This window comes from Endozoicomonas sp. 8E, assembly GCF_032883915.1.
Lineage (GTDB): Bacteria > Pseudomonadota > Gammaproteobacteria > Pseudomonadales > Endozoicomonadaceae > Endozoicomonas_A.
This window is the reverse complement of record NZ_CP120717.1, coordinates 5935305-5960694: the sequence shown is the minus strand read 5'-3', so window position 1 is coordinate 5960694 and position 25390 is coordinate 5935305. Positions and strand designations below refer to the sequence as shown.

Annotated in this window: 13 protein-coding genes; all 13 read right to left on the bottom strand. The window is 48.7% G+C overall.

Annotated elements, in window-relative coordinates; all coding sequences use genetic code 11:
- Positions 1–79: 79 nt before the first annotated feature.
- Entirely contained in the window at positions 80–2164 is a 2085-nt protein-coding gene (locus P6910_RS20845; protein ID WP_317143178.1) for a hypothetical protein, read from the bottom strand.
- Positions 2165–2242: 78 nt separating this feature from the next.
- The gene (locus tag P6910_RS20840; protein ID WP_317143177.1) at positions 2243–4195 is read right to left on the bottom strand and encodes a hypothetical protein; all 1953 of its coding nucleotides are present in this window, start codon (positions 4193–4195) and stop codon (positions 2243–2245) included.
- 76 nt (positions 4196–4271) lie between these two features.
- A complete protein-coding gene (locus P6910_RS20835) occupies positions 4272–6011 on the bottom strand; it encodes a hypothetical protein (protein WP_317143176.1) in 1740 nt (579 codons plus the stop codon).
- A gap of 143 nt (positions 6012–6154) precedes the next feature.
- Positions 6155–8296 (bottom strand): hypothetical protein, encoded by a 2142-nt coding sequence (locus P6910_RS20830; protein WP_317143175.1) that lies wholly within the window; start codon positions 8294–8296, stop codon positions 6155–6157.
- Between the two features lie 216 nt (positions 8297–8512).
- Entirely contained in the window at positions 8513–10438 is a 1926-nt protein-coding gene (locus tag P6910_RS20825; protein ID WP_317143174.1) for a hypothetical protein, read from the bottom strand.
- Between the two features lie 418 nt (positions 10439–10856).
- On the bottom strand, positions 10857–13028 hold the full coding sequence (locus P6910_RS20820; RefSeq protein ID WP_317143173.1) for a hypothetical protein: 2172 nt from the start codon (positions 13026–13028) through the stop codon (positions 10857–10859).
- A 186-nt stretch (positions 13029–13214) separates the two neighbouring features.
- Complete coding sequence (locus P6910_RS20815) at positions 13215–15692, bottom strand: hypothetical protein (RefSeq protein WP_317143172.1); 2478 nt, start codon at positions 15690–15692, stop codon at positions 13215–13217.
- Between the two features lie 301 nt (positions 15693–15993).
- A complete protein-coding gene (locus P6910_RS20810; protein WP_317143171.1) occupies positions 15994–16434 on the bottom strand; it encodes a hypothetical protein in 441 nt (146 codons plus the stop codon).
- 400 nt (positions 16435–16834) lie between these two features.
- The gene (locus P6910_RS20805) at positions 16835–17149 is read right to left on the bottom strand and encodes a hypothetical protein (protein ID WP_317143170.1); all 315 of its coding nucleotides are present in this window, start codon (positions 17147–17149) and stop codon (positions 16835–16837) included.
- 125 nt (positions 17150–17274) lie between these two features.
- Complete coding sequence (locus tag P6910_RS20800) at positions 17275–19425, bottom strand: hypothetical protein (protein WP_317143169.1); 2151 nt, start codon at positions 19423–19425, stop codon at positions 17275–17277.
- A 151-nt stretch (positions 19426–19576) separates the two neighbouring features.
- Positions 19577–21562, bottom strand: coding sequence for a hypothetical protein (locus tag P6910_RS20795; protein ID WP_317143168.1), 1986 nt, complete (start codon positions 21560–21562; stop codon positions 19577–19579).
- Between the two features lie 150 nt (positions 21563–21712).
- The gene (locus P6910_RS20790) at positions 21713–23518 is read right to left on the bottom strand and encodes a hypothetical protein (protein WP_317143167.1); all 1806 of its coding nucleotides are present in this window, start codon (positions 23516–23518) and stop codon (positions 21713–21715) included.
- 150 nt (positions 23519–23668) lie between these two features.
- Positions 23669–25354 carry a hypothetical protein gene (locus tag P6910_RS20785; RefSeq protein ID WP_317143166.1) on the bottom strand — a complete coding sequence of 562 codons (1686 nt, stop codon included), beginning with the start codon at positions 25352–25354 and terminating at the stop codon, positions 23669–23671.
- Positions 25355–25390 lie beyond the last annotated feature (36 nt).

Below are 25390 nucleotides of genomic sequence, written 5' to 3'. Positions count from 1 at the left end.
GCATTCCGGTTTACAGGGAGGAAGGATAGATCAAGAAAATAAGCGTGTTTTTCTTTCAAAAATTTTCTGTTAAAGATCGTTATTCAATCGATTCAACTTTTGGAGAGCTGAGCTCATTATTCATGTTTACATCAACAGACTTGCGTTTTCGATGTGTTCTTTTGTGATCGGACAGGACTCTGGTATTTTTGCAGACCCTTCCGCATGGCCGTTGCTGGCCATCCTCATCGACCAAGATCAGGTTGCAGGTTTGTTGCCCGGTGTGTTTTCTTCTTTTGTGATCTGACAGGGCTCTTGCATTCTTGCAGAGTTTTCCGCATGGCTGCGGATTGCTATCTTTTCCGACAACGGCCAAGCCACAAGTTTTTTGCCCACTGTGGACTTTACTTTTGTGCTCCGAAAAGATTTGAGCATTCATGCAGATCTTTCTGCACGGCCGTTGCTGGCCATCTTTCCCGACCTTGGGCAGGCCACAGATTTTTTGCTCGGTGTGGTATCTTCTTTTGTGAACCGACAGGAAACCAGAGTTCTTACAGACCTGTTCGCATGGCCGCTGACGACCATCATCCCCGACTACAGCCAAGTTACAGGTTCTTTGCCTGGTATGGTATTTTCTTTTATGATCCGACAGGGTTTGAATATTTTTGTAGACTTTCCCGCATGCTTGCTGCTGGCCATCCTTCCCGACCGTAATAACGTCACAGGTTTGTTGCCCGGTGTGGGTGCGTCTTTTGTGATACCACAGGGCTTGAGGATTCATGCAGATTGTTCCGCATGGCCGTTGCTGGCCATCCTTTCCGATCAGGAACACGTCACAGGTTTTTAGAGCGGTGTGGTGTCTTCTTTTGTGACTCGAAAGGGCTTCAGCATTTTTGCAGACCTTCCCGCATCTCCGCTGCAGGCCATCTTCATCGGTTTCGGTCAGGTCACAGGTTTTTGGCCCACGATGGTATTTGCTTTTGTGAGACGCCAGAGATTGGTCATTTTTGCAAACCACCCCGCATGGTTGCTGCTGGCCATTCTCCCCGACTACGGTCACCTCACAGTTTTTTTGCCCTGTGTGGATTCTTTTTTTGTGATTCGACAGGGTTTGAGCACTTTTAAAGGCTTTCGTGCATTGCCGCAGATGGCCGTCCTTCATGATCACTGTCGCATTACAGGTTGTTTGCTCGGCAAGAGCCGCTATATCGGTTGTCACCGCACCCGTTGAATCCGGGGCGAACCCTATAGAGTTGCAGCTATTGGCTGGGTTGCCATCAATGCCGTGTGCCCGGGATAGTTGGCCAGAAACGTATTGGAGTCGAATGGCAGGGGAATCATTGGATGTTTCTTTTGCAGGATCAGAATGCCTGATGTAAAGATAGGAGTATCTATTGGCCAAACGGGGGCATGAGTTTTGTCCAGGTGTTGCTTCTGTAGAGCTTGCCACGCTTTCAGACGGTGGTCGGAATTTACAAATGCCGTAACAGGGATGGACGAAACAATCTAAACCCAGAGTATGCCGGTGTTGTTGTTGAGGGTTTTCGTTACCCTTGTTAAAGCCGGAATGCAGAAGGCTGGTGGAATAGCCTTGCGGTTGGATAGTGGCTGCGGAGGTTTGCAGACCCGATGATCCTGAAGGTTGACTTTGTTGTTGGTTATTTCCGGAGCCAGGCATCATAGCGGTAATCACAAACGGGTGATCCTGACTCATCTCTTGTTGTCGAATCAGATTAAGCAGCGTTGAATCGGGCTTCCAATAGCTTTTTAAAAGCCAGCCGAAAGCGACAATCGTTTCTATCGGTAGCCATGAATAAGGGGCGAAGCTCAGAGGAGCGTCTCTGGAGGTCAGGATCAGTTCAAAGGCAACCAGCAGATTTCTGAGGCAAAGCAACCGCAAGGAAATCGACTCAATGAAGGCTGCGTTTACCTCAAAACGGATCGGTTTCTGTCGTTTATAATAAGGTGGTAAATCTTGTCCTGTACAGGCGCTGGTGTCGGCAATGACTGACGGGCTACCCGACAATGAGCATCGGTCTTGCTTTATTGAAAAACTCTGATTTGGAAAACCTGAAACCTGTTGAAACTCGACAATAAAGTATCTTGTCAACGGATTGGCCTGACCGATGGCAAACAGCGAATGTAGCAGTAATAGCGATGCCGCAAAAATTGAGTGTTTAATCATTCTATCCTTGCGTTCTGGTCTACAGAGAGGAAGGATAGATCAAAAAAATAAGCGTGTTTTTCTGTCAAAAGCCTCCTGTTAAAGATCGTTACTTACTTTACCTTTTGGATGGCTGAGGTCACCATCCTGTTCCACGTCGACAGACTTGCGTTTTAGATGATATTTTCTTTTGTGCTCAGAAAGGGTCAGATTATTCTTAAAGACCTTTCCGCATCGCCTTTGCTGAGCGTCTTTTCCAGTTACGATCACGTCGCAGGTTTGTTGCTCGCCGTGGGCTCTGCTTTTGTGAGCCCAGAGGGCATGAGAATTCTTGCAGAACATCCCGCATGGCTGAGGCTGGCCATGTTTTCCAACAATCTCCACGTCACAGGTTCTTTGTGGGGTGTGTTTTCTTTTTTTGTGATCCGACAGGATTCCAGCATTCTTGCAGATCGTCCCGCATGGTCGTTGCTGGCCATTCTCTCCGACCACTGCTACGTTGCAGGTTTTTTGCTCGCTGTGCTTCCTTATTTTGTGACTCAAAAGGTTTGAAGCATTTTTGCAGACTTTCCCGCATGGCTGTTGTTGGCCATCTTTCCCGATCACTGTTGCGGCACAGGTTTTTTGCCCGCTGTGGTATCTGCATTTGTGAGTCAAAAGGGCTTTAACATTCTGGCAAACTGTCCCGCAGGGCCGTGGCTGACCATTCTGTCCGACCACAGTGACGTCACAGTTTTGTGGCCCGGTGTGGCATCTGACTTTGTGATCCGACAGGAAACCAGAGTTCTTGCAGACCTTTCCGCATGGCCGCTGCTGACCATCATCTCCAACCACAGTGACGTCACAGGTTTTTAGCCCACAAGGGTATTTGCTTTTGTGAGGCGCCGAAGATTTGTCGTTTTTGCAAACCACTCCGCATGGCTGTTGCTGGCTATTCTCCCTGACCGCGGTCACCTCACAGTTTTTTTGCCTTGTATGGATTCTTCTTTTCTGATTCGACAGGGCTTTAGCACTTTGAAAGGCTTTCCCGGATTGTTGCAGATGATCATCTTCCCCGACCACTATCGCACTGCAGGTTGCTTGCTCGGCAGAAGCTCTTATATCGGTTGTGCCTGCACCCGTTGAGTTTGAGGCGACTCCTTCAGAGTTGCAGCTATTGGTTGGATTGCCATCAATGCCATGTGCCCGGGATAGTTCGCAAGATAAGCATTGGAGTGTAATGGCAGGGGAATCATTCGATGTTTCGTTTATAGGATCAGAATGCCTGATGCAAAGATAGTAGTGTGTATTGGCCACATAGGTACATGAGTTTTGTTCGGGTGTTGCTTCTGCAAGATTTGTCATGCTTTCAAAGGGTGATCGAAATTTACAAACGCCATAACAGGGGTCGACGAAACAATCTAAACCGAGAGTATGTTGCTGTTGTTGAGGGTTCCTGTTACCTTCGCCAGATTCGGAATACAGAAGGCTGGTGAAATAGCCTATCGGATGGCCGGGGGCTGCGGGGGTCTGCAGGCCCGATGATCCTGAAGGTTGACCTTGCTGTTGGTTATTTCCGGAGCCAGGCATCATAGTAGTAATCACAAACGGGGGATCCTGACTTATCTCTTGTTGTCGAATCAGATTAAGCAGCGCTGAATCTGGGTTCCAATAGCTTTTTAAAATCCAGCCGAAAGCGACAATCGTCTCTACCGGTAGCCATGAATAAGGGGCGGAGCTCAGATGGGCATCTCTGGAGGTCAGGATCACTTCGAAGGCAACCAGCAGATTCGTGGCGTAAAGCAACTGCCGGGAAATCGACTCAATGAAGGTTACTTTTACCTCATAATGTTTTTGTCGTTTATAATAAGATGGTAAATATTGTCCTGTATAGCGACTTGTGTCGGCAATGACTGACGGGTTACCCGATAATCTCCGGTCTTTGTTTATTGGAAAACCTGAATCCTGTTGAGACTCGAAAATAAAACGTCTTGTCAACGGATCGGCTTGACCGATGGCAAACAGCGAATGTAGCAGTAATAGTGATGCTACAAAAAGTGAGTGTTTAATCATTCTATCCTTGCATTCTGGTCTACAGAGAGGAAGGATAGATCAAGAATAAGCGTGTTTTTCTGTCAAAAGCCTCCTGTCAAAGATCGTTACTTGCTTTACCTTTTGGAGGGCTGAGGTCATCATGCTGCTCCAGATCAACAAGCTTGCGTTTTTGATGATATCTACTTTTGTGCTCAGATAGGGATTTAATATTCCGGTAGACCTTCCCGCATCGCCGCTGCTGGCCATCCTTTGCGACCATCGTAGAGTTACAGGTTTGTTCCCCGGTGTGGTCTTTTCTTTTGTGAAACCACAGTGCTTGAGCGCTAATGAAGATTTTCCCGCATGGTTGCGACTCCGGATCTTCTCCAACAATGTGCTCGTCACAGATTCTTGGTCGATTGTGGTTTCTTTTTTTGTGTTCCGACAGGGCTCCAGCACTCTTGCAGATCTTCCCGCATGGTTGCTGCTGACCATTCTCTGTGACCATGTTTACGTCACAGGCTTTTTGCCCGCTGTGCTGCCTGCCTTTGTGATCCGAAAGGGAGCTGATATTTTTACAGACCCTCCCGCATGGCCTTGGCCGACCATCTTTTCCGACCACGATTGCGTCACAGGCTTTTTTCCCGGTGTGGAGTCTTCTTTTGTGATCCCAGAAGGCTTTAGGATTCTTGCAGACCATCCCGCATGGTCGCTGCTGGCCATCCTTTGTGACCACTGTTATGTCACAGACTGGTTGCTCGGTGTGGTGCCTGAGTTTATGAGATGACAGGGCTCTGGAATTTCTGCAAACCAAGCCGCATGGCCGCCGCTGACCATCCTCCCCAACCACGGTTACTTCACAGGTTTGTTGCTTGCTGTGAATACCTCTTTTATGTTCCGACAGGGATTGTGCTGTCTTGTAGACCTTTCCGCAAGGTTGCAGGTGGCCATCACTGTTTAACACTATTACGTTGCACCTATTGGCCGGTCTGTTATTAATGGTATATATGTGAGATTGCTGGCCAGAAGCGGATTGGAGCTGAATGGCAAGGGGGGGATTCGATGTTTCGATTTCAGGGTCAGAATGCCTGATGCAACGATAGCAGTGATTATTGGTCAAATGAGGGCATGAGTTTTGTCCGGGTTCAGATCCTGCAGGGCTTGCCAGACTTTCGGAAGGTGGCCGGAATATACAAACGCCATTACAGGGATGGACGAAACAATCTAAACCCAAAGTATGCGACTGTTGTTGAGGGTCTCCGTTACCTTCGCCGGAGCTGAAATAAAAAAGTCTAATGAAATAGCTTAGAGGGTTGAAGGGTGTTTCGGGGGGCTGGTCCGATGAACCTGATGGTTGATCTTGTTGTTGGTTATGTTCAGAGCCAGGCATCATAGCAGTAATTACAAACGGGTGATCCTGACTTATCTCTTGTTGTTGAACCAGATTCAGCGGCGGTGAATCGGGGGTCCAATAGCTTTTTAAAAGCCAACCGACAGCAACAACCGTTTCTACCGGTAGCCATGAATAAGGAGCGGGGTTGGGAGAGGTGTCTCTGGTGGTAAAGATCAGCTCGAAGGCAACCAGCAGATTCGTGGAGTAAAGTAACTGCCAGTAAATCGACTCAATGAGGGGTGTTATTACCTCGTAACTGATATTCTTCTGTCGTTTATAATAAGGAGGTAAATCTGGTCCTGCATCGCCGTTTATGTAGGCAATGACTGACGGGTTAACGGACAATAGACGCCGGTCTGTCTTTATTGAAAAGCTCTGGTTTGGAAAACCTGCATCCTGTTGAAGCTCGACAATAAAACGCTCCGTCAACGGTTCCGCCTGGCTGGTGAAGGGCAACAACATTAGCGGCAACAGCAGTGCCGCAAAGAGTGAGTCTTTAATAATTCTATCCTTGCATTCCGGTTTACAGAGAGGAAGGATAGATCAAGAAAATAAGAGTGCTTTTCTGTCAAATACTTTCTGTTAAAGATCGTTAATTTCTTGCTTTACTTTTTGGAGGACTGAGGATCATCGTCCTGGTCCACATCAACAGACTTGCGCTTACGATGTATTCTTTTGTGGTTAGCCAGGGCTTTAGCATTATTGAAAACCACTCCGCATGGCCGCTGTTGGCCACCCTTCCCGACGAAGGTTAAGTGACAGTTTCGTTGTTTAGTGTGGAAGCTTCTTTTGTGAGACGTGAGGGCTACAGCATTCTTGCAGACTTTCCCGCAGGGCCGTGACTGACCATTCTGTCCGACCACAGTGACGTCACAGTTTTGTGGCCCGGTGTGGAATGTTCTTTTGTGATTCGATAAGGCTTTAACATTCTTGCTGACCATTGCGCATGATCGCGGGCGGCCATCCTCCCCGAACAAGGTCGCGTCGCAGGTTTGTTGCCCGGTGTGGTATATTCTTTTGTGATCCGACAAGGCTTTGGCATTCTTGCAGACGGTTTCGCATGGTCGCGGCTGACCATCCTCCCCGACCACGGTTAGGGCACAGGTTTTTTGCCCGGTATGGTAACTGCTTTTGTGCTCCGACAAGGCTTGAGAATTCTTGCAGACCTTTCCGCATGTCCGCTGCTGGCCATCATTCCCGACTATAGTCACTTGACAGGTTTGTTGCCCGGTGTGGTCTCTGCTCATGTGATGCAACCGGGCTTGGGCATTTTTGCAGATGGTTCCACATGGCTGCTGTTGGCCATCCTCCCGGAACATCATTAAATTACAGGTTTTTTGCCCTGTATGGTATCTTCTCTTGTGAGACGACAGGGCTACAGCATTCTTGCAGGCTTTCCCGCAGGGCCGTGGCTGACCATTCTGTCCGACCTCGGTCACGTCACAGGTTTGTTGCCCGGTGTGCTCTCTTCTTTTGTGATACGACAGGGCTTTGGCGCTCTTGCAGATCTTTTCGCATGTCCGCTGCTGACCATCCTCCCTAACCACCGTCAGGTTACAGGCTTTTTGCTCTGAGTGGTGTCTTCTTCTGTGATCCGACAGGGCTTTTGCGGTCTTGCAGACCGTCCCGCATGGCAGCTGCTGGCCATCAGTGCCGACCAATGTTAAGTGACAGGTTCGTTGTCCAGTGTGGAAGCTGCTTTTGTGAGACGACAGGGCTCCAGCATTCTTGCAGACTACCCGACAAGGCCGCGGTTGGCCATTCTGCCCGATCACAGTCGCGTCACAGGTTTGTTGTCCGGTGTGGTATCTTCTTTTGTGAGTCCAGAGGCCCCGGGCATTCTTGTAGAACTTCCCACATTGGCGCAGCTGGCCATCCTCATCGACTTCTATCAGGTTACAGATTACCAACCCGGTGGGCTGAGTTTTATCAGCTGTATCAGTACCCATTGAGCCTGAGGCGACCCCGTCTGAGGCGACCCCGACCACTAACTGGCAACGATAGCTGTATCTATTGACCCATTGGGGGAATGAGCCTTGTTCGGCTGTTTCTCTCGTGTGGTCTGCCTCACAATCCGACGTTTTGCTATCGGATGAATCGGGTGATGATCGGAATCTACAAACGCCATGACAGGGATAGACGAAACAATTTAAGCCCATAGTATGTGAGTGTTGTTGTGGGTCTCCGTTACTGTCGCCAGATTCAGAATGCAGGAGGCTGGAGACATAGCCTGTAGGACAGGTGGTGGTTTTTGGGGCTTGATGGCGGGATGATTCTGACGGCTGACGTTGTTGCTGGTCATGTCCCGAGCCGCGCATCATAGTGGTGATGACAAACGGGTGATCCTGATTTATCTCTTGTTGCTTAATCGGGTTGAAAAGCCATGAATCGGGGTTCCAATAGTTTTTTAAAAGCCAACCGACAGCAATAGCTCCTTCGACAGGTAGCAATAAATAAGGAGTGGCACTCAGAGTGACGTCTCTGGCAGTCAGGATCAGTTCATAAGCAACCAGAAGGTTAGTGGCATAAAGCCCTGGCCAGTAAATCAACTCAATGAGAGATTTTTTTATTCTGTAATTATTAGATATGTGTCGTTTATTATCAGGGGGCGGATCTGATATTACGCAGCTAATTGCATGGTCGATGTCTGACGGGCCCGGTAACCTGAGCTGGTCAGGCTTTTCAGAAAAGATCTGCTTTTGAGAACCTGTATTCTCCTCAAGCGCGATAATAAAACGTTCTGTCAAAGGTTCGGCCTTACAGACGACAGAAAACGACAATAGTAAGAACAGCGGTGCTGCAAAGGGTGAATGTTTAATAATTCTATCCTTGCTTTGCGGGTTACAGGAGGGAAAGGATAGATTATGAAATAAGCATGTTTTTCGGTCGAAGATCTTCTGCTATAAACCAGGGGGTTACTGTGAAAACTGAATAAAAGTGCTGATCTCAGGTCTTTATTTACTTTACCTTTTCAGGGTTGAGGCACCGCCCCGTTCTCCTTCGGCTGGTCTGCGTTTTCTATGTGTTCTTTTGTGAGAATCCATAGCCCTGGCATTCTTGCAGACCTTCCCGCATATCCGATGCTGGCCATCCTCTGTGACCACTTTTGTATTGCAGGTTTTTTGCCCGCTATGGTGTCTTCTTTTGTGATCCGATAGAGCTCTGAGTGACTTGCAGACTCTCCCGCATGGCTGCTGCTGGCCATCCTCCCAGACCACGTTTACGTGACAAGTTTTTTGCCCTGTGTGGAATCTGCCTTTGTGCGACGAGAGGGCTCGAGCGCTCTTGCAGACCTTTCCGCATGGCTGCTGCTGGCCATCCTTCCCGACCACGTTTACGTCACAGGTTCTTTGCCCGGTATGATAATTGCTTTTGTGCTCTGACAAGGTTTTAGCATTCTTGCAGACCTTTTCGCATGGCCGCTGCTGGCCATCCGCCCAGACCACGTTTACGTGACAAGTTTTTTGCCCTGTGTGGAATCTGCCTTTGTGCGACGAGAGGGCTCGAGCGCTCTTGCAGACCTTTCCGCATGGCTGCTGCTGGCCATCCTTCCCGACCACGTTTACGTCACAGGTTTTTTGCCCGGTATGATAATTGCTTTTGTGCTCTGACAAGGTTTTAGCATTCTTGCAGACCTTTTCGCAAGGCCGCTGCTGGCCATCCTCTGTGACCACGGTTGTATCGCAGACTTGTTGACCGGTGTGAGTAAATCTTTTGTGCATCGAGAGGTCTTGAGCGCTCTTGCAGACCGTCCCACATGAGCGCAGTTGGCCATCCTCTGTGACGACTCTTACATCGCAGACTTTTTGTCCGGTGTGATATCTTCTTTTGTGAGACGCCAGGGCTCGAGCATTGCGGCAGACCACTCCGCATGGCTGTTGTTGGCCATCCTCGCCGACCAATGTTAAGTGACAGGTTTGTTGCCCGGTATGCTCTGTTCTTTTGTGAGCCGACAGGGCTGCGGAATTCTTGTAGAGCTTCCCACATTGGCGCAGCTGGCCATCCTCCCCGACTAATGTTAAGTGACAGGTTTGTTGTCCAGTGTGGACGCTGCTTTTGTGAACCATCAGGGCTCCAGCGTTCTTACAGACTGCCCCGCAAGGCCGCGGCTGGCCATTATGCACGATCACAATCGCGTCACAGGTTTGTTGCCCGGTGTGGTATCTTCTTTTGTGAGACGCAAGGGCTTGGGCATTTTTGTAGAGCTTCCCACATTGGCGCAGCTGGCCATACTCATCGAACCCTATCAGGTTACAGATTGCTTGCCGGATGGGCTGAGTATTATCGGCTGCATCAGCACCCACTGAGTCTGAGGCGACCCCGACCATTAACTGGCAATGATAGCAGTGTCTATTGGCCAAATGGGGGTATGAGCTTTGTTCGGCTATTTCTTCCGTGTAGTCTGCCTCACAATCCGACGTTACGCTATCGGGTGAATCGGATGATGATCGGAATCTACAAGCGCCATGACAGGGATAGATGAAACAATTTAAACCCAAAGTATGTGAGTTTTGTTGTGGGTCTCCGTCACCGTCGGCAGATTCAGAATGCGGGAGTCTGGTGACATAGCCTGCAGGACGGGTAGCGGCTTTTGGGGCTTGATGGCGGGATGGTTCTGACGGCTGGCGTTGTTGCTGGTCATGTCCTGGGCCGGGTATCACATTGGTGATGACAAAAGGGTGATCCTGATTTATCTCTTGTTGCTTAATCGGGTTAAACAGTGGTGACTCGGGGTTCCAATAGTTTTTTAAAAGCCAGCCGACAGCGATAGCTCCTCCGGCGGGTAGCGATGAATAAGGAGTGGCACTCAGAGTGACTTCTCTGGCAGTCAGGATCAGTTCATAAGCAACCAGAAGGTTAGTGGCATAAAGCCCTGGCCAGTAAATCAACTCAATGAGAGATTTTTTTATCCTGTAATTGTCAGATCTGTGTCGTTTATTATCAGGGGGCGGATCTGATATTACGCAGCTAATTGCATGGTCGATGTCTGACGGGCCCGGTAACCTGAGCTGGTCAGGCTTTGCAGAAAAGATCTGCTTTTGAGAACCTGTATTCTCCTCAAGCGCGATAATAAAATGTTCTGTCAAAGGTTCGGCCCTACAGACGACAGAAAACAAAAATAGTAAGAACAGCGGTGCTGCAAAGGGTGAATGTTTAATAATTCTATCCTTGCTTTCCGGGTTACAGGAGAGAAAGGATAGATTATGAAATAAGCATGTTTTTCAATCGAAGATCTTCTGCAATAAACCAAAGCATTACTGAGAAAACTGAATAAAAGTGTTGATCTCAGATTGTTATTTATTCACTTTACTTTTTGAGGGCTGGCGCAGCGTTCTGTTCTCCTTCAGTTGGTTTGCGTTTTCTGTGTGTTTTTTTGTGATATGCCATAACTGTACTATTCTTGCAGAGCTTCCCGCATGTCCGATGCTGGCCATCCTCCCCGAACACAGTCTTTTGACAGGTTTGTTGCCCTGTGTGATGTCTGTTCTTGTGATGAAACAGGGCCTGAGAATCCTTGCAGATGGTTCCACATGACCGCTGTTGGCGATCCTCTGTGACCACTCTTGGATCGCAGACTTTTTGTTCGGTGTGATATCTTCTTTTGTGAGACGTCAGGGCTCGAGCGCTCTTGCAGACCTTTCCGCATGGCTGCTGCTGGCCATCCTCCCCGACCACGTTTACGTTACAGGTTTTTTGCCCGGTGTGGTAATTGCTTTTGTGCTCTGACAAAGTTTGAGCATTCTTGCAGACCTTTCCGCATGGCTGCTGCTGGCCATCCTCCCCGACCACGTTTACATCACAGGTTTTTTGCCCGGTGTGGTACTTGCTTTTGTGCTCTGACAGGGTTTTAGCATTCTTGCAGACCTTTTCGCATGGCCGCTGCTGGCCATCCTCCCCGACCACGTTTACGTCACAGGTTTTTTGCCCGGTGTGGTACTTGCTTTTGTGCTCTGACAAGGTTTTAGCATTCTTGCAGACCTTTTCGCATGGCCGCTGCTGGCCATCCTCTGTGACCACGGTTGTATCGCAGACTTGTTGACTGGTGTGAGTAAATCTTTTGTGCACCGAGAGGGCTTGAGCGCTCTTGCAGACCGTCCCACATGATCGTAGTTGGCCATTCTCTGTGACCACTCTTAGATCGCAGACTTTTTGTCCGGTGTGATATCTTCTTTTGTGAGACGTCAGGGCCCGAGCATTGCGGCAGACCACTCCACATGGCTGTTGCTGGCCATCCTCGCCGACCAATGTTAAGTGACAGGTTTGTTGTCCGGTATGCTCTCTTCTTTTGTGAGCTGACAGGGCTCCGGCATTCTTGTAGAGCTTCCCACATTGGCGCAGCTGGCCATCCTCGGCGACTAATGTTAAGTGACAGGTTTGTTGTCCAGTGTGGACGCTGCTTTTGTGAACCATCAGGGCTCCAGCATTCTTGCAGACTGCCCCGCAAGGCCGCGGCTGGCCATTTTGTCCGACCACAGTCGTTTCACAGGCCTGTTCTTCGGTGTGGTATCTTCTTTTGTGAGCCGACAGGGTTTGGACTTTCTTGTAGAACTTCCCGCACTGGCGCAGCTGGCCATTTTCATCGATCTCTATTACGTTGCAGTTTGCTGTCACATTGGGCTGAGTTTTATTGGCTGTATCAGCGCCCACTGAGTCTGAAGCGATCCCGTCTGAGGCGACCCCGATCACTAACTGGCAACGATAGCAGTGTCTATTGGCCAAATGAGGGCATGAGCTTTCTTCGGCTAATTCTCTCGTATGGTCTGCCTCACAGTCCGACGTTCTACTATCGGATGAATCAGATGATGGTCGGAATCTACAAACGCCATGACAGGGATAGACGAAACAATTTAAGCCCAAAGTATGTGAGTGTTGTTGTGGGTCTCCGTTATCGTCGCCAGATTCAGAATGCAGGAGGCTGGAGGCACAGCCTTCAGGACGGGTAGTGGCTTTTGGGGCTTGATGGCGGGATGACTCTGACGGCTGTCGTTGTTGCTGGTCATGTCTCGAGCCGTGCATCATAGTGGTGATGACAAACGGGTGATCCTGATTTATCTCTTGTTGCTTCATTGGGTTAAAGAGCCATGAATCGGGCTTCCAATAGTTTTTTAAAAGCCAGCCGACAGCGATAGCTCCTTCGGCGGGTAGCCATGAATAAAGGGTGGCAACCACAGTGGCGCCCCTGGCGGTCAGGATCAGTTCATAAGCAACCAGCGGGTTCGTGGCATAAAGCGATTGCCACGAAGTCGACTCCATGAGAGTTGTTTTTATCGTGTCATTGTCAGGTCTGTATCGTTTGTTATCAGGGGGCGAATCTGATACTGCGTAGCTACTTGCATGGTCGATGTCTGGCGGGCCCGGTAATGTATTCCGGTCAGGCTTTACAGAAAAGATCTGTTCTTGAGAGTCTGTATTCACTTCAAGCGCGACAATAAAACGTCCTGTCAAAGGTTCGGCCTTACAGACGAAAGAAAACGACAATAGTAAGAACAGCGGTGCTGCAAAGGGTGAATGTTTAATAATTCTATCCTTGCTTTCCGGGTTACAGGAGGAAAGGATAGATTATGAAATAAGCCTGTTTTTCGGTCGAAGATCTTCTGGTATAAATCAGGGGGTTACAGGGAAAACTGAATAAAAGTGCTGATCTCAGATCGTTATTTATTCACTTTACTTTTTGAGGGCTGAGGCATCCTCCTGTGCGCCTTTAGCTGTTTTGCGTTTTCTATGTGTTCTTTTATGATACGCCGAAGTCGTAGCACTCTTGCAGACCTTTCCGCATGCCCGGCGCTGGCCATCCTCCCCGACCACTATGATGTTGCAGATTTGTTGCCCGCTATGGTGTGTTCTTCTGTGATCTGACAGGGCTTTAGCAGTCTTGCAGACCTTCCCGCAGGAATGCGGCTGACCACTCTTCCCGACCAATGTCAAGCGACAGGTCTGTTTCCCGGTGTGGAGGCTGCTTTTGTGAGACGCCAGGGCACCAGCATTCTTGCAAACTTTCCCACATGGTCGCCGCCGACCATTTTGCCCGACAACGCTCACGTCACAGGTTTGTTGCCCGGTATGCTCTCTTCTTTTGTGATTAGACAGGGCTATGTCATTCATGCAGACCTTTGCGCATGGTTGCGGCTGGCCATCCTCCCCGACCAAGGCTTCGTTACAGGTTTTTTGTTTGCCGTGGTATCTTCTTTTGTGAGACGCCAGGGCTCGAGCATTGTGGCAGACCACCCCGCATGGCTGCTGCTGGCCATCCTCCCCGACCAATGTTAAGTGACAGGTTTGTTGTCCAGTGTGGAAGCTGCTTTTGTGAGACGCCAGTGATCCAGCATTCTTGCAGACTACCCGGCAAGGCCTCGGTTGGCCATTCTTCCCGACTATGATCAAGTTGCAGGTTTTTTGCCTGGTGTGATACTTGCCTTTGTGGATCTGCAGGGCTTTGGCATTCTTGCAGACACTTCCGCATGGACGTTGCAGACCATCCTTCCCGACCACGTTTACGTCACAGGTTTTTTGCCCGCTGTGATAGCAGCTTTTATGAACCGACAGGGCTTGAGCATTCTTGCAGACTTTTCCACATGCCTGCCGCTGGCCATCCTTTCCGATGACAGCCACGTTACAGGTTTGTTGACCGGTGTGAGCAGTTCTTTTGTGATCCAACAAGGATTTAGTATTACTGCAGACCCTCCCGCATGATTGCGGTCGACCGTCGTTCCCGACCACGGTTACCTTACAGCTTTGTTGTCGGCTGTGGGTCTTGCTTTTGTGAGACCACAGAGATCGAGCATTCTTGAAGGCTCTCCCGCATGGTTGCTGCTGGCCATCCTTCCCAACCACCGTCACGTAACAGTTTCTTCGCCCGGTGTGGACACTTTTTTTGTGATTAAGCAGGGCTATAGTATTCTGGTAGATCTTCCCGCATGGCAGCTGTTGACCATTTTGTCCGATCACTGTTTCGCCGCAAGTTTGTTGTTCGGTGTAGACAATTTTTATGTGAGAATCCGGGGCTCGGGTATACTTGCGGATCGCTCCGTAGGTTTGTTGTTGGGCATCCTCTCCGGCCACTGTCAGGTTACAGATTGCCTGTCTGGCAGGTTCAGTTGTATCGGCTGCCTCTGAATTTATTGTGCATGCGACTCCGTCTGAGGAGACCCAGTCTGCATAGTTGCAGCTGTCGATCGGGTTGCTATCAATGTTATGCGTCTGTGGCTGATATGACAGTGAATGAAGCTGTTGGCCAGAATCGCCCGAGAGTTGAATGTCAAGGATACCATTGAAATCTTCGAAAGCTGAGTTTTGTTGAGAATCTGCACTGTCTTCAGGATTAAAATGGCCTATGCAACTGAAACAGTGTCCATTGGCCAAATGATGGCACGCGCCCGTTAAGGACGTTTCCCATCTATGGTTTATCGAACTTTCTATGGAGTTGAGCGGCCATTCATTTGGCCCTCTGCTATCGAATGATGATCTGAATCGACAAATGCCGCGACAGGTAGAGACGAAACAATTTAAACCCAAAGTATGCAGGTTTGGCTGAAGACCTTCATTACCGTCTTCATAATCATTGTTCAGGTGGCCAGCGCAAGAGCCTCTATAGTGGGTAGTTGTCTCACGGGCTTTCCGGCAGGATGATTCTGATGGCTGGTATTGTTGTTGCTCGTCTCCAGAGCCAAATACTATAGTGATGGCCGCACACGGATGTCTCTGAGTCGCCTGTTGTTCAATCGGGTTAAACAGCGATGAATAGGGGGCCCAATAGTTTTTTAAAAGCCGGGCGACAGCGACAACCACTTCTATGAGCAGCCATGAAGAAGTTATAGCACTGAGGGTGGGACCCTTGGTAGTGAAGATCAGTTCGTAAGCAACAAGCAGCTTGGTAGTGTGGAGCCATTGCCCAGAGATCGATTCAAGAAAAGTTGTTTTGACCCCGTAATTGTCAGGTTTCTGTCGCTTGTCGTAAGGCGACAAATCTGATCCTGCATTGCCGCTTGTGTCGACAGCGTTTGATGGTTTTTCTGACAATGCGTGTCTGGCACACTTTATAGAAGAGCTTCGGTTTGGAAAATTTGCATTCTGTCCAAGCTCGACAACAAAGTACCTCGTTGACTCTTCAGCCTGACAGACGAAAGAAAATGAAACCAGCAGCAATAGCGATGCTGGAAAAAGTGAGCGTTTAATAACTCTATCCTTGCACTCTGCTATTCAGAGAGGAAGGATAGGTTATGAAGATAAGTGTGCTTTTCTATCAAAGACCTTTGTCATAGACGAGAGGCTGCAATGGGCAAAACCCTTTACTTATTCACTTAGTCTTTTTGAGAGCTGAAGCCATCGTCCTGGTTTGTATCAACAGGCTTGCGTTTTCGATGTCTTCTTTTGTGCTTAGACATAGCGTCAGCATTATTGCAGACTGTTCCACATGGATGCTGCTCGCCATCCTTACCGATTACTGTTATATCACAGGTTTTTTGCCCAGTATGACTCTTCTTTTGTGATCTGACAGGACCTTGTCATTCTTGCAGATTCTCCCGCATGGTCGCTGCCGACCATCCTGCCCGATCACTGTCATGTCACGGGTTCGCTGCCCGGTATGGAGTCTGCTTTTGGCGTCAGGCTGGTTTTGTGCTTCAACTGCCGGGGAAAGATGAGATGGGCTACGACCCGAATAGGGTGATCTTGTTGTTGTCTTTCGTGTTTCAGAAGTCAACATTGAGGAGAGGGAATGGGTTAGCTTACAGAAAATCCCGAATGCTTCTGGAAGACCATGACCACCCAGATCAAGCAGCCCTTCGATTATAATCCAATCATCGGTGTTGGCAGGCAAATTCCCGGGCATTGATGCATGTTCATTGGCTCGCCCGTCAGGGTTAAAAACAGTCAGTAGCTTCTGCACCTGCAATCACTGTCTGTGTATTCTCGGGTAAGGGTCTTAATTTACAAACGCCATGACAGGGGGGGACGAAACAATTTAAAGCTAAACTATGTGCGTTTTGTTGAGAGTCTCTGTTACCGTCCCCAGAGCCAGAAAGCAAGGGGTTGGTGGAAGAGCCTCCAGGCTGGGGGGCGACTTTCAGGGCCTGCTGGCCACATGATTCTGAGGGCTGACCTGGTTGCAGGTTATCTTCTGAGCTGTGCAGTATGTTGGTGATTGCAAACAGACGACATCTCTTTCTGTCAAAATAGATGTCGTCTGTTGTTTAATCAGGCTAAATATCGGTGAATTTGGATTCCAATAGCTTTTTAAAAGCCAAGCGACAGCGAAAACCTTTTCTACAGGTATCCGTGAATAAGTGTCAGCGTACAGAGAGTGTTCTGGTGATCAGGATCACTTCATAAGCAATCAGCAGATTCGACGCATAAAGCCATTGCCAGGAAATCGACTTAATGTCGGTCGTTTTTACGCCGTGTCTGTCATGTTTGTGTCGTTTGTTATCCGATGGCAAATCGGGTTCTGAATAGCCTTTAGTGTCGGCCATGACCGGAGAGTTATCTGGCAATATGCTAAGGTTTCGCTTTATAGAAAAACTGTGGTTTGGAAAATCTGCATCCTGTCCGAACTCCACAGTAAAGCGTCTGGCCAAGGGGTCGGCCTGACAGACGACAGACAACGAAAGTACCAGCAACAGCGTTAGAGCAAAGAGTGAATGTTCAATTATTCTATCCTTGCGTTCTGATTTACAGAAAGGAAGGGGAGATCAAGAAAATTAGCGTGTTTTGCTCTCACACACCTTTTTTAATTCTGATCCGCGTCGACAGGTTTGCGTTTTCGATGCCTGCTTCTATGCTCCGAAAGTATTTTAGCATTTTTGCAGATAATCCCGCATGGTCGCTGTTGGCCATCCTTCCCAATCATCATCAGGTCACAGATTTGTTGTCCGGCGTGGTCTTTTCTTTTGTGATTCGAAAGAGCTTCACTATTCTTCAGGACCTTCCCGCATGGCCGCTGCCGATTGTCCTCCCCGACCACGATTACGCCACAGGTTTTTTGTCCGCTGTGGGTATGGCTTTTGTGACTGGTCAGGGCTTTGGCATTTTTGTAGACCTTTCCGCATGGCCCTGGCTGCCCATCCTTTCCAATCACGATTGCATTACAGGTTTTTTGCCCGGTATGGGCGAGTCTTTTGTGATCCGAGAAAGCTTGAGAATTCTTGCAGACTATGCCGCATGGCCCCGGCTGGCCATCCTTCCCGATCACGGTTTCGAGACAGACCTTTTGCCTGGTGTGATAGGCGCTTTTGTGATTCGTCAGACTTCTTTCACTGGAGAAGACCTTCTTGCATGGTTGCAGCTGGCCATCCTCCCCGATTACCATTAAATCGCAGACTTGTTGTCCTGAGTGGCTTTTGCTTTTGTGATACCACAGGGTTTTGGCATTCTTGCAGGTTGCCCCGCACGGCCGCTGCTGCCCATCTTTCCCGACCACGATCACGTCACAGTTTTGTTGCTTACTGTGGTCATTTGCTCTGTGGTCAAATAAAGCTTGAGCATGCTCGAAAACCCTCCCACATGTTCGACGCCGGCCGCCCTCTCCGACAATGGTGACCTTACAGGTTTTTTGCCCGGTGTGGTATTTGCTTTTGTGACATGCCAGAGACCTGGCATGCTTGCAGACGCTCCCACATGGTCGCTGTCGGCCGTCTTTCCCGACCACTGTTTCATTACAGATTTGCTCCTTGAGGATGCTTCTTTGGTCATCCGACAGGGTTTGTTGGCAATGTGCCGTGCCGAATATGGCATTCTCGGGTGCTACCGGGGCTTGTGCTCTGTCTGTTCGGGTAAGCTTGATGGAAATTCCGATTTTTTCGCGAAGATTCTTTAGATTGAGTGGCCCATTAATGACCGCAAAATCATTAGTGGTGGAAGACAGGCCATAAGGGCATTGGGTCGGAATGTCAGAGGGATCATCTACTATTTCTGACGGCGAGATTTCAGCGTTTGCAGGATTTAGAAAATCAAAGTGATCCAAACAACTAAAGCAGTATCCGTTGGCCAAATGGGGGCATGAGCTTTGTTTGGGTATTGCTCTTGTTTGGCCTGTCAGGCTTTCTTCAAAATTCAGCGGCCATTCAGCGGGCTCTGAGCTATCAGAAGATGTTCGGAATTGACAAACGCCATTGCAGGGATAGAAGAAACAATTTAAACCCAGAGTATGTGAGTGTTGTTGAGGGTCTTTGTTACCATCGCCAGAACCAGAGCCAGAATAGGGGCGGCCAGTCAATAAATCTGTAGGGTGGGTAGTGGCTTCTGGAACTTGCTGGCCAGATGATTCTGAAGGCTGGATTTGTTGGGTGCCTCCAGAGCCAAACATTGTGGTGATGCTCACAAATGGTTGATTCCCCTGTGTCAACATAGATGCCACTTGTTGTTCAATCGGATTAAACAGCAGCGAGTTCAGGTTCCAATAGTTTGTTAATAGCCAAACAACAGCGAAAACGGCTTCTATGGGCAGCCGCGAATAAGAGGTAGCGCACAGAGGGGCCTCTTTTGTGGTCAGGATCAATTCGTAAGCAACCAGAAGACGAGTGGCGTAAAGCCATTGCCATGAAACCGGCTCAGTGATGGTTGTTTTTACCCGGTAACCGCCGGTTCTGTAGCGTTTCTCATCAGGCGATGAATCTGATCTTGCATAGCCGATTGTGTGGGCAATTGCGTGGGCAATGTCCGACGGGTTGCCCCTCAGTGTATGCAGGTCACGCTTTATTGAAAAGCTCCGGTTTGGAAAACCTTCATTCTGTTCAAACTCCAAAATAAGACGGCTTGTCAGAGGTTCGGTATGACAGGCGACAGGCAACATCACCAGCAGCGACAGCAGTGCACCTAAGAGTGAAAGTTTGATATTTCTATCCTTGCCTTCTGGTTTGCAGAAAGGAAGGATAGACCACACCCATGATTGAAGGGGTCGTAAAGCTCTGGTTCCAGCTTGGGAACACGTTGAAGATCACCGCAAGAAGGCCTTCCTTATCTGAACGAGCAGACCCGGTCTGCTCCGGTAAAATCGCTAACTTCATCAAATAGCGAGTGTCAGAACCAGATTGTTACTTAAATACTTTGCCTTTTTGAAGACTGAGGTCCTCTTTCTGGTCCACATCAGCAGGCTTGCGCTTTCGGTGTCTTCTTTTATGATCCGAGAAGGCTTTAGCATTCTGGCAGATCGTCCAGCATTGCTGCCGCGTGCCATCCTTCCCGATTATGGTTTCGTCGCAGATTTTTTTGCTACTGTGGTTCCTTCTTCTGTGATCGGAGAGGGCTTGAAGACTGTTAAAAACGGATCCGCATGGCTGCTGTTGGTTATCCTTCCCGAACACAGTCACGTCACAGGTCTTTTGTCCGGTATGGTATTTGCATTTGTGAGATGACAGAGATTCAGCATTCTTGAAGATTCTTCCGCACGGCCGCAGCTGGCCGTCTTCACCAATCACTGCCACGGGACAGGTTTTTTGCCCGCTGTGGAGAGTTCTTTTGTGATGCGTCAGGGCATAAGTATTTTTGAAGATCTTCCCGCATGACTGCGTTTGGCCATCTTCTCCAGCCACTACCTCAGCGCAGGTTTTTTGTTTAGTGTGTTCTCTTCTTCTGTGATCTGAAAGAGCATTAGCATGCTTGAAGACTCTTCCGCATGGCTGCGGTTGACCATCCACTCCGATTACGGTATCGATACAGTTTTTTTGCCCGGTGTGGTATTTGCTTTTGTGAATCGAAAGGGCAGAAGTATTCATGCAGACCTTCCAGCATGGTTGCTGCAGGCCATTCTTTGTGACCACTGTTGCGTTACAAATTTTCTGCCCGCTGAGGTTTGTGACTTGTTCTCTGCCTGTCCGGGAAATATGAGGTGGGTTATGATCCAATTGGGGAGATCCTGTTATTTGTTGTGTTTTTGACGCCCCCGCTGGACGTCTGAAAGGCTTACGGGCACAGGAATTCCTGGTTTTTTTGAGAAGACTATGATCACGCAGATTGAGTAAACCATTGACTATAACCAAATCATCATCAGTGATAGACAAACACTTATGCCTTGGCGCATTATCATGGAGTGGCTGGTCAGAGTTAGACTGTGCTTTCCCTGCATTCATCGAGAGGGCATGGTTGCTGCTGTTTGTCGGGTTGTCTTTAACATCATGGGGCTGAGCCTGATGCGTCTGAGGCAGAAAGGTTTGACCAGAAGTGCATTGGAATTGAAAAGAAAAGCGATCATTTAATGTTTTTGCAGGCGGTTTTTTTTGTGGCTCTGTAGTGTTGACAGAATCATAATAGCCTGTGCAACTGAGACCGTGTTTAATCGCCAAAGGAGGGCATGAGCTTTGTCCGGGTATTGCTCCTGTGGGACCTGTTGAACTTTTTTCTAAATTCAATGGTGATTCAGCAAGCCTTCTGCTGCTGGCTGATGGTCGGAATTGACAAATGCCTCGACAGGGATCTACGAAACAATTTAGACCTAAAGTGTGAGATTCTTGCTGAGGGTTTCTTTTACCTTCGCCAGAGACAGAATAGAGGTGATTAATGAAATAGCCTCCAGGCTGGGTGGTGGCCTTTGGGGCTTGCTGGCTGGATGATTCTGAATGCTGGCCTTGTTGCTGGTTATGTCCGGAGCCAAACATTGTAATCATGCTTGCAAACGGCTGATCCCAGTGTCTCAACATAGATGCCGCCTGTTGCTCAACCGGTTTAAACAACGGTGAGTTGGGGCTCCAGTAGTTTTTTAAAAGCAAACCGACAGCGAAAACGGCCTCTACAGGTAGCCATGTATAGGGGTTGGCTCTCAGAGGAGTGTCTTGAGTGGTGAGGATCAGTTCGTAAGCAATCAGCAGGTTAGTGGTGTAAACCCATTGCCACGAAATAGACTCAATGAGAGTTGGCTTTACCCCGTAAATGCCTGACCAGTGTCGCTTTTCATCAGGCAGCGAAGATGATCCTGTGTAGCCGTTTGTGTCGGCAATATCTGAAGAGGTGTAAGGCGTTATAGAAAAACTCTGGTCTGGAAAACCTCCATTCTGTTCAAACTCGACAATAAAACGACTTGTCAACGGTTCAGCCTGACAGACGACGGAAATAGATAGTAGAAACAACGGTGTCGAAAAGAGTGAATATTTAATAATTCTATCCTTGGATTCTGGTTTACAAAGAGGAAGGATAGATCAAGAAAATAAGTTTGTTTTTCCGCCAAAGAGCTCTTGTTAATCCAGATTCGTATCAACAGGCTTGCGTTTTCGATGTTTTCTTTTGTGCTGCCGCAAGGCTTCAACATTCTTGCAGGCTTTCCCGCATGGTCGCTGCTGACCATCCTCTCCGATCAGGGGCTCGTCGCAGGTTTGTTGTCCGGTGTGGACCCTTTTTTTGTGATTCTTCAGGTATCGAGCATTAATGAGGACCATTCCGCATGGCCGAAGCAGACCATCCTCACCGATCACGGTTAGGTCACAGATTTTTTTTCTGCTGTGAAAGTGTTCTTTATGATGCATCAGGGCAATAGTATTCTTGAGGATCTTCCCGCATAGCTGAGGCTGGCCATCCTCCCCAACCATGGTAGCGTTGCAGGTTCTTTGTCCGGTGTGGTAACCGCTTTTGTGATCCGTCAGGGCTTGAGCATTTTTGCAGACTTTTCCACATGGCTGCTGCTGGCCATCTTCCCCAACCACGGTTACTTCACAGGTTTGTTGCCCAGTGTGGTCTCTTCTCCTGTGATCTGACAAGGCATTATTATGCTTGCAGACCTTACCGCATTGTCTTAGCTGGCCATCCTCTGCGATCACGGTCTTAAGGCAGATTTTTTCCCCGCTGTGGTAACTGCTTTTGTGAACCGATAAAGCTGCGGCACTCCAGCAGACCTTTCCGCACAATCGCTGCTGGCCATCCTTCCCGATCACTATTGCTTTACAGCTTTTTTGCCTTATGTGGTTTTTGGCTTGCACTGTGCCTTTCCGGGAAAAATGAAGTGGGTTATGAGCGAATTGGGTTAATCCCTCCGTTGTTTTTTGTGTTTCTGAAGTCTCCATTGGGGGGCGGAAATGTTCACGAATAAAGGAAATCCCTGTTTTTACGCGAAAACTGTGACAACTCAGATTGAGTAATCCATTGACTATAACCCAATCTTCAGCGGTGAGAGGCAAATGCCCGGGTATTGGCACATCGTGATTGAGTGACCCGGCAGGGTCAGTATGTGCTGCTTCTGCACGCCCTGATTGTTTCGGGTTACAGTTATTTGTCGGTTTGTCATTAATGCCATAAGGAGTGCTTGGGCTTTGTCCGAATATCACTTCTGTGCAACCTTTCGAACTTTCTTTGAAATTCAGCAGCCATTCAGCAGCTTCTCTGCTTTCGGATGTTGGTTGGAATCGACAAACACCGTGACAGGGATGGACGAAACAGTTTAAACCCATAGTGTGTGAGTACTGTGGTGGGTTTCCGTCACCGTCGTCAGAGTCAGAGTAGGGGCGATGAGCGAAATAGCCGGTAGTCTGGATGGTAGCTTTTGGGGCTTGTTGACCAGATGATTCTGAAGGCTGGACCTGTTGTTGGTCATGCCCAGAGTCAAACATTGTATTGATAATCGTAAACGGCTGATCCTGCTCTTCCAAGATAGATGGCGCCTGTAGTTCAATTGGGTTAAACAACGATGAGTCCGGTTTCCAATAGCTTTTTAGAAGCCAACCGACAGTGAAAACCACTTCTACAGGTAGCCATGAATAAGGGCTGCTGTCTGGAGACGCATCGTTAGTAGTGAGGATCAGTTCGTATGCAGCCATCAGGTTAGTGGTGTAAATCCACTGCCACGAGATCGACTGAATGGTGGTTATTTTTATTTCGTAACCGCTTAATCTGTGTCGTTTTTTATCAGGCATCGAATCTGATCCTGCATAGTTTTTTGTGTCGGTAATATCTGACGGGTTGCCCAGCAATGTGAAACGGTCCGGCTTTATAGAAAAGCGCTGGTTTGGAAAACTTTCATGCTGTTCAAGCTCGACAATAAATCGACTTTTCAACAGTTCAGTCTGACAGAAGGCAGAAAACGAAAGCAGCAACAGCGTTGCCGCAAAGAATAAGTGTTTAATAATTCTATCCTTGGATTCTGATATGCAATGAGGAAGGATAGATCAAGAAAATAAGTGTATTTTTCTATCAAAGAGCTTCTGTTAATCCTGGTCGGCTTCAAGAGGCTTGCGTTTTCGATGTAATCTTTTGTGCTCTGACAGGGCTCGAGCATCCCTGTAGAGATTCCCGCATTGCCGCTGCTGACCATCCTCCCCGACTACAATCACGCGGCATGCTGGTTGCATCCTGTGCTTTCTTCTTCTGTGATCTGACAGGGATTTGGCATTTTTGCAGGCTAGCCCGCATGCTCGCTGCTGGCCATCCTTGTCAACCACGGTTAGGTCGCAGGTTTTTTGCCCACTGTGCTTTGTTCTTTTGTGATCTGCCAGGGCTTGAGGGTTTTTGCAGACCGTCTTGCAGGGCCGTGGCTGTCCATCTTCCCCAATAGAGGTGATGTCACAGGTTTGCTGCCCGATGTGGTATTTTCTTTTGTGATCCGATAGGGCTTTAGAATTCTTGTAGGCCTTCCCACAAGGCCGCAGCCTGCCATCCTCTGCGACCCTGGTTACGTCACAGATTCGTTGCCTGTTGTGGTATCTGGCTTTGTGAAATGACAGGGCTCGAATATTTTTGCAATCCACTCCGCATGACCGAGGCTGGCCATCCTCAGTGACCACGGTTAAGTCGCAGGTTTTTTGCCCGCTGTGGTCTTTATTTCTGTGATAGCTCAGGGCCAGGGCATTTTTGCAGACCGTCCCGCATGGCTGCTGCTGGCCGTTCTCCCAGACCACTGTCAGGTGACAGGTTTGCTCTCTGACGGCTTTGGGTTGTATTGAGCCTGTCTCTGAAAGATGATCCAGACTCTGTTCCGATTGGTATGATTCAGTGGTTGCTGGTTGTGTTTCTGAATGGTTAAACCTACTGAAAATCTCGTCTAGTTTGAGAAGGCATTGTGAATCTAACGTACCATTAATGACCTCAAAATCACCAATGCTGAAAGGCAAGCTCCGGAACTTTGCCCAGTCATCATTGCTTGAGCCAGCGGCGTCAGTCATGTCGGCGACCCGGCCTATAGATGAGTTTTTTTCGCAATCCAGCGACCATTCATTCGGTCCTCTGCTACCGGGTCGGAATTGACAAACGCCATGACAGGGATTGACAAAACAATATAAATCCAATGTGTGTGAGTGTTGTTGAGAGCCTCCGTTACCGCCACCGTAGTCATTATTCAGGGGGCTGGTGAAAGAACCTTCAGAATGGGGGTGGGCCTGCGGGGCTTGCTGGTTGGGTGATGCTGAAGGCAGGCATTGTCGCTGGTCATTTGTGGAGCCAAACATCATAGTGATGATTGCAAACGGGTGATCTTGCTGTGTCAATATAAGTGCTGCCCCTTTTTCAATCGGGTTAAGCAACGATGAGTTGGGATTCCAATAGCTTTTTAAAAGCCAGACAGAAGCGAGCACCGCTTCTGCAGGTAGCCATGAATAAGAGTTTGAGCCCGGAGAGTTGTCTCCGGTGGTCAGGATCAGTTCGTAAGCAACCCGCAGATTCGTTGCGTAAAGCCATCGCCAGGAAAGCGATTCAATGAGGGGAAGGGGCACCCTGAGACCGGGCTCTGCAGGACCGTTTTTGTCGTTGATATCTGACGGTTTGCCCGACAATGTATGCCGACCGGGTTTTATATAAAAGTTCTGGTTTGGAAAGTCTGCATTTTGTTCAAGCTTGACAATCAAATGTCTTGTCCACGGTCTGGCCTGACAGGTGACAGACAAAGACAGTAAAAGCAATAGCAGTGCTGCAAAGAGAGGGTGCTTAATAACTCT

Excerpts from the sequence above, each read along its gene's own strand:
- P6910_RS20845 (WP_317143178.1), bottom strand. The coding sequence starts at position 2,164 with ATGATTAAACACTCAATTTTTGCGGCATCGCTATTACTGCTACATTCG.
- P6910_RS20840 (WP_317143177.1), bottom strand. The coding sequence starts at position 4,195 with ATGATTAAACACTCACTTTTTGTAGCATCACTATTACTGCTACATTCG.
- P6910_RS20835 (WP_317143176.1), bottom strand. The coding sequence starts at position 6,011 with ATGTTGTTGCCCTTCACCAGCCAGGCGGAACCGTTGACGGAGCGTTTT.